This window comes from Nocardiopsis sp. MG754419, assembly GCF_018207095.1.
Classification (GTDB): Bacteria; Actinomycetota; Actinomycetes; order Streptosporangiales; family Streptosporangiaceae; genus Nocardiopsis.
In genome coordinates this window covers 1-13,866 of sequence record NZ_QOCZ01000041.1, presented here as the reverse complement: position 1 = coordinate 13,866, position 13,866 = coordinate 1, and the positions used below count along the sequence as shown (strand labels likewise).

The window sequence follows — 13,866 nt, the reverse complement described above, 5'->3', positions numbered from 1 at the left end:
CACCACGGTCCCCGGTGTCCTCGCGGTGGATTCACCGCGAGGACACCGACCTGCACATCCTCGACACCGCGTCGACCGGTCCGCCCGTGGTGCTCCTGCACGGCCTGGCGGGGAGCGCCCGGGAACTGTGGCCCACCGCCCGCGCCCTGGCGTCGACCTTCCGCGTGTTCGTGCCGGACCAGCGGGGACACGGCCGCAGCACCCGTCTGCCCGAGGACGTCTCGCGCGCGGCCTTCGTCGCCGACACCGTCGCCGTCATCGAGCGGCTCACCGATCACCCGGTGCGGCTCGTGGGACAGTCCATGGGCGGGCACACCGCGCTGCTCACGGCCGCCGAACGCCCGGACCTGGTGGACCGTCTGCTGCTCCTCGAAACCCATCCCGGCGGGGGCGACCCCGCCCAGGCCGCCGAGATCGGGGCCTTCCTCGCCTCGTGGCCCGTGCCCTTCTCCTCACCGGAGGACGCCCGCGCCTTCCTCGGTGACCGGTCCCCGGCCCCGGCCTGGATCGACGACCTGGAACAGGGCCCCGAGGGGTTGCGTCCCCGCTTCGACCCGGGTGTCATGGAACACGTCCTCCGGGCGGTCCTCGAACCACGGTGGGCTGAGTGGGAGAGACTCGCGGTGCCCACCCGCGCGGTCTTCGCCGACCAGGGCATGTTCACCCCCGCGCAGAAGGCGGAGATGGTCGCCCGTCGTCCGGGCACGGACCGCGTGGACCTGGTCGGGGTCGGTCACGACGCCCACCTCGACGATCACCGGCGATGGGTGCGTGCCCTCCGGGCGTGGCTCACCCGCCCCCTCTGACCCCGGAACGTCCCACGCCGCTCGCCGACGGAACAAACCGTCTCGCCGGGGCGTTGGGCCCTGTGGTGCGCCCGGGACCCACCGACCCGGAGTCGCCCGCGACGAATCGGCCGTCCCGTTCGGGTCACGCCCGGGAAAACCGGTTGCGGTCCCTCTTAACCTTGAGTACTGATGAGCACCACCACGCCCGCGCACGCGCACAAGTCCTCCTCCGACGCGGACCCGCTCCGCTCCCGGCTGCGCGGCCTCATGCCCGCCGACCGGCATCGCCTCCGTCGGCGCATCGACGGCCTCGACAAGATCGGGGACGAGCGCCGCCGTGCTTCGGTGCGCACCCAGATCACCGGTGACATCGACCGCGCCGAGACGCGCGTCGAACTGCGCCGTGAGGCGGTCCCCGAGCTCGCCTACCCCGAAGAGCTCCCGGTCAGCGCCAAACGCGAGGACATCGCCGAGGCCATCCGCGACCACCAGGTCGTCATCGTCGCCGGTGAGACCGGCTCCGGCAAGACCACCCAGCTGCCCAAGATCTGTCTGGAGCTGGGCCGCGGCGTCATGGGCACCATCGGCCACACCCAGCCGCGCCGCCTGGCCGCCCGCACGGTCGCCGAACGCATCGCGGACGAGATCGGCACCCCGTTGGGCGAGACGGTCGGTTACAAGGTCCGCTTCACCGACTCCTCGGGCGACAACACCCTGGTCAAGCTGATGACCGACGGCATCCTGCTGGCGGAGATCCAGCATGACCGGATGCTGCGCCGGTACGACACGCTCATCATCGACGAGGCGCACGAACGCAGCCTCAACATCGACTTCCTGCTCGGGTACCTCAGGCAGCTCCTGCCCAAACGGCCCGACCTCAAGGTGATCATCACCTCGGCCACCATCGACCCCGAGCGCTTCTCCCGCCACTTCGGCGACGCCCCCATCGTCGAGGTCTCCGGCCGTACCTATCCGGTCGAGGTCCGTTACCGGCCCATCACCGACGAGATCCTCGACCCCGAGGAGAAGAACCCGGGCGGTGGCACCGACAAGGACCAGACCCAGGCCATCCTGGAGGCCGTCGACGAGCTCTCCCGCGAGGAGCCCGGCGACGTCCTCGTCTTCCTCAGTGGTGAACGCGAGATCCGCGACACCGCCGAGGCCCTGGAGAAGAAGAAACTTCGCGGCACCGAGATCCTCCCGCTGTACGCCCGCCTGTCGGTGGCCGAACAGAAGCGGGTGTGGTCCCGGCACGGGGGCCGCCGCATCGTACTGGCCACCAACGTCGCCGAGACCTCGCTGACCGTCCCGGGCATCAAGTACGTCATCGACCCCGGCACCGCCCGCATCTCCCGCTACTCGCACCGCACCAAGGTGCAGCGCCTGCCGATCGAGGCGGTCTCCCAGGCCTCCGCCAACCAGCGCAAGGGCCGTTGCGGCCGTGTCTCCGAGGGCATCTGCATCCGGCTGTACTCGGAGGAGGACTTCCTCTCCCGCCCCGAGTACACCGACCCCGAGATCCTGCGCACCAACCTCGCCTCGGTCATCCTGCAGATGGCCGCCCTGGGGCTGGGCGACGTCGCCGCCTTCCCCTTCGTGGACGGCCCCGACCACCGTCAGATCAAGGACGGCGTCAACCTCCTCAGCGAGCTGGGCGCCCTGCACCCCGAACAGGGCGAGAAGAACGACCGGCGCCGGCTCACCACGATGGGCCGCAGACTGGCGCAACTGCCCATCGACCCCCGCCTGGGCCGGATGGTCCTGGAGGCCGAGCAGCGCGACTGTCTGCCGGAGGTCATGGTCATCACCTCCGCGCTGTCCATCCAGGACCCGCGCGAACGCCCCACCGAGAAGCAACAGCAGGCGCAGCAGGCGCACGCCCGGTACGCCGACAAGGAATCGGACTTCCTGGCCTTCCTCAACCTGTGGAACCACCTGCGCGACCGGCAGAAGGAACTGTCCGGCAACCAGTTCCGGAGGATGTGCCGGGAGGAGTTCCTCAACTACCTGCGGGTGCGCGAGTGGCAGGACATCCACGGTCAGCTCAAGCAGGTCCTGCGCCAGATGGACATCGAGGTCCCGCCGCTGCGCGAGGAGGCCGCCGACCCGCGCGCCGTGCACATGTCGCTGCTGTCGGGACTGCTCTCGCACATCGGTCTGAAGGACCCGGACAAGCACGAGTACCTGGGCGGTCGCGGGGCGCGTTTCGCGATCTTCCCCGGGTCGGCGCTGTTCAAGAAGCAACCCCGCTACGTGATGGCCGCCGAACTCGTGGAGACCTCCAAGCTGTGGGGTCGCATGGTCGCCAAGATCGAGCCCGAGTGGGCCGAGGAGCTCGGCGCCGGCATCGTCAAGCGCAGCTACAGCGAGCCGCACTGGGAACGCAAACGCGGCGCCGTCATGGCCTTCGAACGCGTCACTCTGTACGGTGTGCCGATCGTCGTCCAGCGCAAGGTGTCCTACGGCCGGATCGACCCCGAACTCTCCCGGGAGTTGTTCCTCCGTCGCGCTCTGGTCGAGGGCGACTGGGAGACCCGGCACCAGTTCTTCCACGACAACCGCACCCTCCTCGACGAGGTCGAGGACCTCGAACACCGTGCCCGTCGCCGCGACATCGTCGTGGACGACGACACCCTGTTCGACTTCTACGACCGCCGCGTCGACGATTCCGCCGTGTCGGCCGCCCACTTCGACTCCTGGTGGAAGAAGGCGCGTCGCACCGACCCCACGCTCCTCGACTTCACCCGCGAGGAGCTGATCAACGACGGTGTGGACGTGGTCAGCGAGGACGACTACCCGGACGTCTGGCGTCAGGGTCCGTTCGTCTTCCCGCTCACCTACCAGTTCGAGCCCGGCAGCGACTCGGACGGCGTCACCGCGCACATCCCGGTGAAGTTCCTCAACCAGGTGGAGAACATCGGGTTCGACTGGCAGATCCCCGGTCAGCGCGACGAGCTCATCACCGCGCTGATCCGCTCACTGCCCAAGCCGCTGCGCCGCAACTTCGTGCCGGTGCCCGACAACGCCGCCCGAGCCCGGGGGGCGTTGGCCCCCTACGAAGGGTCGCTCACCGAGGCCCTGGCCGCCGAGCTCACCGTCATGGCGCACGGCGAACGCGTCCGGGCCGACGACTTCCAGCTCGACCGGGTCCCCGACCACCTGCGCATCACCTTCCGCGCCGTGGACGACCGCAAGCGCACCCTGGCCGAGTCCAAGGACCTCGAACAGCTCCGCGCCAAGCTCAAACCGCGTCTGCGCGAAGCCATCGCCACCGAGGCCAAGGGCGTCGAGAAGAAGGGGATCACCTCCTGGGACTTCGGTCCACTGGAGCAGACCCTGGAGCGCAAGGCGCTCGGCCCGAAGATCAAGGGCTACCCGGGGCTCGTGGACGAGGGCGACAGCGTCTCCATCCGCATCTTCGACACCGCCGCCGAGCAGCGCGCCGCCATGCGCGCGGGCACCCGTCGACTCCTCCTGCTCACCATCCCGTCCCCGGCGACGGTGGTGAGCAAGGGCCTGAACAACCCGGACAAGCTCGCCCTGGCCGACAACCCGCACGGGTCCGTCAAGAAGATCCTGGCCGACGCCGAGTCCGCGGCCGTCGACCACCTGCTGGCCCGTGAGGGCGGCCCCGTGTGGAACGCCGAGGACTTCGCCCGACTCCGGGAACGCGTCCGCGCCGACCTGGGCGACACCCTCGCCGAGGTCCTCGACAAGGCGGCCCGCGTCCTCGTCCTGTGGCGCAAGGTGTCCAAGAAGATCAAGGGCAGCACGTCGCTGGCGGTCCTGCCCTCGCTCAACGACGTGCAGGGTCAGCTGGGCGAACTCGTCGGCGACGGCTTCCTCACCGGCACCGGTCTGTCCCGCCTGGACGACCTGCACCGCTACCTGCGGGGCATCGAGTACCGGTTGAACAAGCTCCCGGAGAACCCACGGCGCGACCAGGTCAACATGGCCAAGGTCGAACAGATGCGCCAGGCGGTGCGCAGGATCCGTGGCGTGCTCAAGGCGGGTCGCGCCGACGACCCCGACGTCGTCGAACTGCGGTGGATGCTGGAGGAGTACCGGGTGAGTCTGTTCGCCCAGGAACTGCGCACCGCCTACCCGGTCTCCGACAAACGCATCATGAAGGCGGTGGAGGCGGTCAAGGCCGCGGACAAGCGCGGTTAGGGCGTGGTCTCGGCCGTCTCCGGGCCCGTGTCCCTCGACCACGGGCCCGGAGACGGCCGCCTTCCCACGGCCTAGGGCTGCTCCGCCCAGGCGGGGGCCTGCTGATGGGCCTGGTTCCCCTGCTTGGCGCCGAAGAAGTCACCGCCCTTGCGCAGTGTGTCGTCCGTGCCCCAGGACTCGTCGGCACCGACCTTGCGCAGGTGGGGGATGTGCTTGCGGCAGTGGATGTAGGCCTCCTCCACGTGGACCAGCATCCACATCTGCGCCCTCTGGCCCGGCACCTGCGGCAGGGGCAGGCTCGGAACGTACGGACGCAGACGTTCGTCCTCCATGATCTTCACCCGCCCGTTGACGTGCAGGCCGATCCGATCGCGTTCGAAGTCGAGGAACATGAGCCCGATGTGCGGGTTCTGGATGATGTTGCCCGCGCTGGCGAACACCCCGTTGCCCCGGTACTCCGGGTAGGCCAGGGTGCGGTCGTCGATCACGTGGACGAACCCGGGCGGCCCGGCCCGGAAACTGGAGTCGCACTCGCCCTGGCCGTCCGCCGTCGCGATGAAGAGCATCTCCTGACGGGCGATGAACTCCTTCATGAGCGGGTTGAGGTGGTCCAGCATCTGCTCGCGGTAGAAGCGGTCGGCACGCTCAGTGGTGCCCAGGACCGCCTGGACGTGGCGTTCGCCCTCGGTACCCGGCATGCGGTTCTGGCTGTGCTGTGACATGAACGAAGGCTTTCGACGGGGTGCGGATGACGGGGGGACGGACGATGGGGTCCGTCAGCGCGCCCGTCGGGACACATAGGGCGATGCGTTCTCGGACTGCTGGGCTCCGGCCAGCATGTTGGCGGTGATCCACTGGAAGACCAGCACCCACGCCGAACTCATCGCGGACGTCCAGGTCGGGGAGACCTCGCTGACCGCGCGGACCAGGGCGCGTCCGACATGAGGGTAGTGCTCGGGGAGCACACCGAGGTCTCTGTGGTGCTGATGCCCCAGACGCTGGAGGTACTGCGCGACCTCGTCGGGGGAGTCGAGGTGCTGGACGACGGACATCAGGGCGTCGGCCATGCGCTGCTGCTGCGGTTTGATGTCGGCGGCGAACATCCCCCGCACCTCGGGGACCATCATGAAGAGGTTGTCGTAGAAGGACTTGGCCAGCCGCGCTGATCCCTCCGGGATGTCGACGGCCGACTGGCGGACCAGGTCGATGATCTCCTGGTCGGGCAGCGGTACTTCGGATACGGAACGAAAGGTCAAGACGGGTCCAGGGTTCGGTTGAGCGGGGAACCACGGGCGGTGGACGCGCACCAGGGAGCGCGCCCTCGCGCGCGGAGGGTGGTGGGGGCCTTGCGCCGGGGTGCGCCTCCACACGGCCGTGCTCGCGTCGCGCGCGGAGGGCACCCGGGTCGGCCCGCCCGTTCGTCGCCTCACCGTTCCGAAGGGTGAGGCCTGACGGCGCGGGGTCGCGGAGGCGGCCCTGACCTCCCTGACTCGAGCTTTTGTGGTGGAACTGTAACAGATGCGCTACTTAGTGCAGAGTCACCACTTTGTGGCCACTGAGCAGTCCTGTGACCCCAGGGGGCACGCAACCGGCGCGGACCGGCCATGTTCGGTGTCCCGCGCACGTCGAGGGGCGGAACGGACTCTTTCTTTTCCGTCGGCGTCCGGGGCGGTAAAGTGCCGCCCGGTGGTATGGACCGCATCCCAGCCCCAGGCGACGGAAACGAGGCACTCCGTGGACTCACCACGACGGCTCCTGCTCGTGGGCACCTACACCCCCGACTCCGACCCGCCGGGGGAGGGACAGGGCGTTCACCGCGTCTGGTTCGACCCGCTCACCGGCGCGATGACCGACGGTGGTATCGCGGTGCGCACCACCGGCCCCTCCTACCTCGCCTACCGGCCCGAACCGCCCACCCTGTACGCGGTCAACGAGCGCGCCGAGGGCACCCTCACCGCCTTCCGCCCCCACGGCGACGGCTCCCTCACCGAGATCGGTTCCGTGCCCACCGGCGGCGGCTCCCCGTGCCACGTCCGCCACCTCGGCCCCCACCAGGTCGCCGTCACCAACTACGCCGACGGCGTGGTCACCCTCGCCGCCACCGCCGAGGACGGCACCCTCACCGGGGACACACGCGTGTTCGGCCATCAGGGCACCGGCCCGGTCGCCGATCGCCAGGAAGGGCCGCACGCCCACAGCACCGCCGTGGCCCTCGATTCCTTCGAGCCCGGCAACCGCTACCTCCTCGCCGCGGACTTGGGCAGTGACGACCTTCGCGTCTACCACTACAGCCCGGTCCCCGAGCAGCTTGCCGAGGAGGCCCCCGAACCCCGCGAGGGCGACTTCCCGAGCGTTCCCCTGCCGCCCGGCACCGGACCCCGCCACATGGTCGTCAACGGCGATCACGTGTACGTCGCCGGCGAACTCGACTCCCGGGTGCACATCGTGCGCTGGGACGGCGTGTCCGGGACCGGCGAACACCTCGGCTCGGTCACCGCGACGGCCGAGGAGCTCGCCGGAAAGAACTTCCCCGCCGAGATCGCCCTGCACCGCCTCAAGGTGGAGGGTCGGGAGATCGCCGAGGGCGACGCCCTGCCCCTCACCAGCACCTACGAGGGGCGCGTCTACGTGTCCAACCGGGGCGCCGACGCCATCTCCACCTTCGCGGTCCGGGACGGCGGCGCCCGCCTGGAACACCTCGCGGACACCCCCGTGGGCGACTGGCCCCGCCACTTCACCGTGGTCCGCGGCCACCGGAACGAGCCCGACCACCTCGTCACCGCCGCGCAGAACGGGGACGAGCTGATGTCGTTGCTCATCGACCCCGACACCGGCGTTCCCACGGACACGGGGCACCGCCTGGCGATCCCCGCGCCCGTCTTCCTGCTGCCCATCCCCATCAAACGCATCCGCCGCGCCGAAACCGCAGTCCGGACCTGACCGCACCGGCCGGGCGGTGCCCCGCACCCGCCCGGCCCGGGGGTCGCCGCCTCGGGATCGGCCGGCCCGCCCCCGCGGTACGGACCCCTACGCCGTCCTCACGGGCGGAGGAAGGGCCCGCGTCACCACCCGCGCGCCTCCCGCGAGCGCCACCGCCGCCGGCGACACCGGGTCGATTCCGTGGCCCGCGGCGTAGAGGCCGCCCGGCAATGCGCTCCCGAGTTCGCCCCCGACCGTTGGACGGTGTGCAGTGGCCCCGGGGCGGCACCGGCACGCGCGTCCGGGACCTCGGCCGGTCCGAACACCGTCACGGGTGCCGCCACCAGGCCCCTCCCCGGGTGGGCGACCGCCAGGCACGCCGTCATCGTCCCCGCGGTCGGGACTCCGCCCGTCAGGATCAGCGCCAACGCCACCAGGCCCCGCGCCCATCAGGGAAGCCCCACGGCCGGCACCGCCCGACCCAACCGGGGCAGGAGCCACCACGCCGCCGATCCGGCCCGGAGGTGACCTGGGTCTCAGGTGAAGGTCCACAACACCGTGCGGTCACCTTCTGTGCGTCCCGACCTCGGTTCCGAACGACCCGATAGCGGACAATGGAGCCTGATCGACTCCCACCGCCTCCCCGAGGGGAACCGTCCATGCCCAGGACCAGGAAGCACGTCCGTCACCGCGGACTCACCGCACGCGACCTCGCGCTCATCGCCGTGTTCGCCGCGCTCATCGCCGCGATGAGCGTGACCGTGGCGATCCCCCTGCCGTTCTCCCCGGTGCCCATCACCCTCCAGACCATGGGGATCATGCTCGCCCCGTCCCTTCTGGGGTGGAAGCGGGGCACCCTCGCCGTGGCCGCCTTCGTCGCCCTCGGTCTCGCCGGTCTGCCGCTGTTCGCCGGTGGCCGCGGTGGATTCGGCGTCCTCGCCGGCCCCTCCGCCGGCTTCATCGTCAGTTGGGTGTTCGCGGCTCTGGTCATCGGACTGCTCACCGACCTCATGCTCCGGAACGGCAGGTACGTCTTCTGGCAGGGGCTCCTGATCAACGTCCTCGGCGGCATCGTCGTCATCTACGCCATCGGTGTCCCGTGGATGGGCGTGGTCCTGGGCGACGGCGTCCTGGCCGCGGGCACCGCCATGACCGTGTTCCTGCCGGGCGACCTCGTCAAGGCCGTGGTGACCGCGCTCATCGCCGCCACCGTCTTCCGCGCCTACCCCATCCCCCCGGCCGGCCGCCCGGTCACCGACCACGTCGACACCGTCTCGGCCGCCACGGACACCGAGCCCGGAAAGAACGCCTGATGCTCCGTCTCGAGGGGGTCTCCCACTCCTACGACGACCGCGCCGTCCTGCGCGGTGTCACCCTGGACCTGGCCGAGCGTCGCATCGGTGTGATCGGGGCCAACGGATCGGGCAAGTCCACGCTCGCCCGCACCCTCAACGGACTCGTCCTGCCCGACGAGGGCCGTGTGTCGCTGGGGGAGTGGGACACCCGGCGGCACGCCAGGCACATCCGGCGCCGCGTCGGATTCGTCTTCTCCGACGCCGCCAACCAGATCATCATGCCGACGGTCGTCGAGGACGTGGAGATCGGACTGCGTTCCCTGCGGCTGGGCCGCGCCGAGACCGAGCGGCGGGTGAACGAGATCCTCACCCGTCACGGCCTCGCCGACCATCGCGACCACCCCGGCCACTTGCTCTCCGGCGGCCAGAAACAACTGTTGGCCCTCGCGTCGGTCCTGGTCACCGAGCCGGAGGTGCTGGTGTGCGACGAACCCACCACTCTCCTGGACCTGCGCAACACCCGCATGGTCCACCGCACCCTGGACGGGCTCGATCAGCAGGTCGTCCTGTTCACCCACGACCTCGACCTGCTCGCCGACTTCGACCGGGTCCTGGTCATGCACGAGGGCCGGGTCGCCTTCGACGGTGCCCCCACCGACGCGATCGGCTTCTACACCAAGCTCCTGGACGAGGACACGGACCCCGGGGGACGGGCGTCGTGAGCGTGCTCGGACTGTACGTCCCCGGGACCGGACCGCTGCACCGGATCCCCGCCGGGCCCAAGCTGCTCGCCCTGCTCGTTCTGGGCGTGGCCCTCATCGCCGTGGCCGACCTGTGGGTCGCCCTCACCGTCCTGGTCGTCGCCCTGGTGCTGTACCCGGTCACCGGCCTGGGCGCGCGCAGGGCCCTGGCCGTGCTGCGCGTGCTCTGGCCCTTCCTCCTGGCCATCGGTGTGTTCCAGGCGCTGTTCGTGGGGGCCTGGACCGAGGGCGTGCGGTTGTGCGCCCAACTCGCCGCGCTCGTCCTGCTGGCCAACGCGATCACCCTGTCCACACGGGTCGCGGAGATGCTCGCCCTCTTCGAGCGCCTGGCCCGGCCGCTGCGCCGCGTCGGGGCGGATCCGGACCGGGTGGCCCTGGTCCTGGCGTTGACCATCCGCTCCATCCCCATGGTCGCCGCCGCCTGGACGGCCGCCCGGGACGGCTATCGAGCCCGCGGACTGCGCAACCGCCCCCACCTGTTGGTGGTGCCGGTGATCGTGCATCTGCTGCGCATGGCGGAGGCCACCGGCGAGGCCCTGGTGGCCCGAGGGATCGATGAGGACAGCGAGAGCGCACACCGCTGATCCGCCGCCGTGCCGGCGGGGTGAACTCGGTACCGATTCCGTTTCGGATGGGTGATTTTCGCAGGATCCGTGTGGATAATGACCCACACGGCCTCTCCCCCCATGGTGCGAACGAACCGGTGATCGTGTGCCCCGGCATCTCCCCACCGATCGACGTGTCTGGTCCATCGTCACGACGACCCTCGTCGTCGTGTTCATGAGCCTCGCCCTTCCCGGGGCGCTCGCCACCGACCGCCTCGCCACACCGCCCCCCGATCGACCCTTCGCCCGCTTCTCCCCACCGCCGGTGCCGACCGTGCCCGCCACGGCCACCGTTGCGACCGGTGGTGGCTCCGCCCTCACCACGGGCTCCCGGCAGACGCTCGACGCGCGCGTCGCCGCCCTGGGCGAGGGCGTGGACGTCGGAATCGCCGTTCAGGACCTGCGCACCGGAACCACCTACAGCCACAACGGGCAGCAGGGCTTCCCCGCGGCGAGCGTGGCGAAGCTGACCGTGCTCACCATGCTGCACCTGCGCGCGGAGGAGGAGGCGCGGGACCTCACCGCCGCCGAGCGCGCCCGGGCCGAACGGATGATCCGCTTCAGCGACAACGACGTGGTCGACGACCTCTACGCGCGGATGGGCTTCACCGACGGTTTCCGGCGCCACGCCGACGCCCTGGGGTTCATCGGTACCGAACCCGACCCGGGAGGCTCCTGGGGGGCGACCTCGACCACCCCCGTCGACCAGCTGCGTCTGTTACGCGCCCTGTACACCGACGAGGGGCCCGTGCCCGACGACGGCCGCGCCCACATCCGAGAGCTCATGGAGTCGGTCGCGCCCGAACAGGCCTGGGGCGTGTCGGCCGTCGCCTCGGCGGGGGACACGGTGGGTCTCAAGAACGGGTGGACCCCCCGCGAGGCCAACGGCGGACTGTGGACCATCAACAGTGTCGGCCACGTGTCCGGTCAGGACCACGCGTATCTGATCGCGGTGATGTCGGACGGCCATCCCGACCACGCCGCCGGCGTCGCCCTGGTGGAGGAACTGGTCACGGAGGTCGTCACGGCGATCGAGAGCCCCGACGTCCAGGACGACACCACACACGTCCGATGATCGCGGGAACCCCGAAGCGCGGGAGTGCGGAGCCGCGTTCACGCCTCGCGGGAGGACAGGACACAGAACTCGTTGCCCTCGGGGTCGGCCAGTACGTCCCAGGTGGCCTCGGGCCCCTGGCCGGCGTCCACCCGGGTGGCGCCCAGGTCCAGCAGTCGCGCGATCTCGGCCTCGCGGTCCTGGTCCACATGGGGAGCGAAGTCCAGGTGCAACCGGTTCTTGGTCCGTTCGCCGTGCTCGGCGGGGACGAACACCAGCCCCGGGGGAACCTGGGCGAACGCCAGGGTGGGGGGCCAGATCCTCGGCCCACCGTGGGACCAGTACGACCTCCTCCTCGGTGTCGAAGCGGATGTTCCAGTCCAGGGCCCGGGCCCACCAGGCCCCGAGGGAACGGTGGTCCCGGGACTCGATCACCACCGTGTACCAGCGCAGTGCCATGACGTACTCCTTCCGATCGCGTCGACGGTACCCCGGTGCTTCGACGCCCCCGCCGACGTGAGCCGACGGGGACGCCACGGCTCCGACCCGGCCCTCACGGGACGGACGGGGCCCGCACGACGCGAGGATCCGGACGGCCCTCGACCGGGGCCGCCGGTCTCACGACAGGGGACCACCCGCCACGTACAGGACCTGGCCGGACACGAACCCGGCGTCCTCGCCGGTGAAGAAGGCCACCGCGTTGGCGATGTCCTCGGGCAGCCCCACACGGCGCACGGGGATCTCGGCCTCCTTGAAGGCCTTCATGTCGTCGTAGGAGATCCCGAGACGTTCGGCGGTCGCGCGGGTCATCGCGGTCTCGACGAAACCGGGGGCCACCGCGTTGCAGGTGACGCCGAACTTGCCCAGCTCGATGGCGAGGGTCTTGGTGAAGCCCTGCAGACCCGCCTTGGCCGCCGCGTAGTTGGCCTGGCCGCGGTTGCCCAGCGCGGAGGAACTGGACAGGTTCACGATCCGTCCCCAGTTCAGGCCGGTCATGTGGGCCTGGGCGGCCCGGCTCATCAGGAACGCACCGCGCAGGTGGACGTTCATGACGGTGTCCCAGTCGTCGGCCGACATCTTGAACAGGAGGTTGTCGCGGAGCACACCGGCGTTGTTGACGAGGATCGCGGGCGGCCCGAGCCGCTCGGCGACGGTGTCGACGGCGGCGGTCACCTGATCGGCGTCGGACACGTCGCAGCCCACGGCGATGGCCCGGCCGCCGGCGGCGGTGATCCGGTCCACGACCTCCTGGGCGTCGGCCTCCTTCAGGTCCAGCACCGCGACCGAGCGACCCTCACGCGCGAGACGCTCGGCGGTGCCGGCGCCGATCCCACGGGCCGCTCCGGTCACGATCGCCACACGAGGCGTTGGGGACATGGTGTTACCTCCATTGATCACGTGGTGGGCGCGAGGGAATCCTATCCGCATGCCTACTGGTCGGTACGTGCCCGGGTGCGGGGGCCGAACCGCTGGGAAACCCCGCCCACACCGGTTCTTCACGCGCCCGTCATGACCCTGACCTGTGGCGCCACAAAGCTTTTCGGGCGGACTCCGGGTTTGCCTGCGCGTGACCGAGTGGTGGCTTACGATGTCCTGCAAGACCGAGATGCACGTGCATTCGGGCCGTGCAGCGGCACGAGCCTCACACCCTTGCGGTGGTCTGCTGCGCAGCGCGTCAGTGAGGAGTTGAAGGGCATGGAGTGTGCGGAGGCGGTGGCGGAGCCGACCGAGGCTTGGTGGCTCAGGGTTCTGACCCACGGGTCCTCACGCTGGAACACGCCCGTGTGCGGTGACCGGCACGACGCCGCCACGTGGACTTTCGAGTCACGCCCCCGCGCCGTGGGCGCGGCCAGGGAGATTTCCGCCGTCCTCCTCTCCGAATGGGGCATGGAGCACTTGTCGGGCGATGTCTCGGTCGTTGTTTCCGAATTGGTCACCAATGCCGTACGCCATGGCGGGCCCCTCGCCTGGGCCGGACGGAGCCGATCCGGTATTCAGCTCTCCCTCATGCGTAGTGGCGGTGAATTCATCTGCGCGGTTCGTGACGGCGGAGATCACTTGCCGCGCAGAAGGGAAGCGAGGGCCGGCATGGAAGGCGGCAGAGGGCTTGCCCTGGTGAGTGCTTTCGCGCGAGAGTGGGGTGTGATTCCCACGCCGCCCGGCGGAAAGTTCGTTTGGGCGCAATTCGTGTGAGGCGACGTGTCGGGAGTCCGTCGGTCGAGGGCGTGATGTCGGTCGAGTGAGCCGCCCCGGGAGGGGCGGTGGGGGCCATGG

12 protein-coding genes are annotated in these 13,866 nt (G+C 70.3%); 8 read left to right on the top strand and 4 right to left on the bottom strand.

The features are described from left to right. The first annotated feature begins 14 nt into the window (after positions 1-14). Together DSY14_RS10785 and hrpA are read left to right on the top strand one after the other, a co-directional pair. Positions 15-806, top strand: coding sequence for an alpha/beta fold hydrolase (locus tag DSY14_RS10785; RefSeq protein ID WP_211716363.1), 792 nt, complete (start codon positions 15-17; stop codon positions 804-806). Between the two features lie 171 nt (positions 807-977). Then, on the top strand, positions 978-4,958 hold the full coding sequence (gene hrpA, locus DSY14_RS10780) for an ATP-dependent RNA helicase HrpA (RefSeq protein WP_211716362.1): 3,981 nt from the start codon (positions 978-980) through the stop codon (positions 4,956-4,958). A gap of 71 nt (positions 4,959-5,029) precedes the next feature. Here hrpA and DSY14_RS10775 read toward each other — a convergent pair whose 3' ends face one another. Further along, on the bottom strand, positions 5,030-5,680 hold the full coding sequence (locus DSY14_RS10775; RefSeq protein ID WP_211716361.1) for a pyridoxamine 5'-phosphate oxidase family protein: 651 nt from the start codon (positions 5,678-5,680) through the stop codon (positions 5,030-5,032). 54 nt (positions 5,681-5,734) lie between these two features. After that, positions 5,735-6,214: a globin domain-containing protein gene (locus tag DSY14_RS10770; RefSeq protein WP_211716360.1), complete on the bottom strand. Its 480-nt coding sequence runs from the start codon at positions 6,212-6,214 to the stop codon at positions 5,735-5,737. A gap of 478 nt (positions 6,215-6,692) precedes the next feature. On the opposite strand from DSY14_RS10770, the gene DSY14_RS10765 reads away from it, so the two are divergent. The 5 genes from DSY14_RS10765 (at position 6,693) to DSY14_RS10745 (ending at position 11,613) form a co-directional block, all read left to right on the top strand. Then, a complete protein-coding gene (locus DSY14_RS10765) occupies positions 6,693-7,898 on the top strand; it encodes a lactonase family protein (protein ID WP_211716359.1) in 1,206 nt (401 codons plus the stop codon). A gap of 638 nt (positions 7,899-8,536) precedes the next feature. Next, positions 8,537-9,190 carry a biotin transporter BioY gene (locus DSY14_RS10760; protein WP_211716358.1) on the top strand — a complete coding sequence of 218 codons (654 nt, stop codon included), beginning with the start codon at positions 8,537-8,539 and terminating at the stop codon, positions 9,188-9,190. Beyond that, the gene (locus DSY14_RS10755) at positions 9,190-9,894 is read left to right on the top strand and encodes an energy-coupling factor ABC transporter ATP-binding protein (RefSeq protein WP_211716357.1); all 705 of its coding nucleotides are present in this window, start codon (positions 9,190-9,192) and stop codon (positions 9,892-9,894) included. The genes DSY14_RS10760 and DSY14_RS10755 overlap by 1 nt, the downstream gene beginning before the upstream one ends. After that, positions 9,891-10,517, top strand: coding sequence for an energy-coupling factor transporter transmembrane protein EcfT (locus tag DSY14_RS10750; RefSeq protein WP_211716356.1), 627 nt, complete (start codon positions 9,891-9,893; stop codon positions 10,515-10,517). Before DSY14_RS10755 ends, DSY14_RS10750 begins: the two co-directional genes overlap by 4 nt. 127 nt (positions 10,518-10,644) lie before the next feature. After that, entirely contained in the window at positions 10,645-11,613 is a 969-nt protein-coding gene (locus DSY14_RS10745) for a serine hydrolase (RefSeq protein WP_307851186.1), read from the top strand. 38 nt (positions 11,614-11,651) lie between these two features. Here the strand turns inward: DSY14_RS10745 and DSY14_RS28695 are convergent, their stop codons facing one another. Together DSY14_RS28695 and fabG are read right to left on the bottom strand one after the other, a co-directional pair. Next, the gene (locus tag DSY14_RS28695) at positions 11,652-11,867 is read right to left on the bottom strand and encodes a VOC family protein (protein ID WP_307851185.1); all 216 of its coding nucleotides are present in this window, start codon (positions 11,865-11,867) and stop codon (positions 11,652-11,654) included. A gap of 343 nt (positions 11,868-12,210) precedes the next feature. Further along, a complete protein-coding gene (gene fabG, locus DSY14_RS10735; protein ID WP_211716355.1) occupies positions 12,211-12,969 on the bottom strand; it encodes a 3-oxoacyl-ACP reductase FabG in 759 nt (252 codons plus the stop codon). A 318-nt stretch (positions 12,970-13,287) separates the two neighbouring features. On the opposite strand from fabG, the gene DSY14_RS10730 reads away from it, so the two are divergent. Then, the gene (locus DSY14_RS10730) at positions 13,288-13,785 is read left to right on the top strand and encodes an ATP-binding protein (RefSeq protein ID WP_211716354.1); all 498 of its coding nucleotides are present in this window, start codon (positions 13,288-13,290) and stop codon (positions 13,783-13,785) included. Positions 13,786-13,866: the final 81 nt, after the last annotated feature.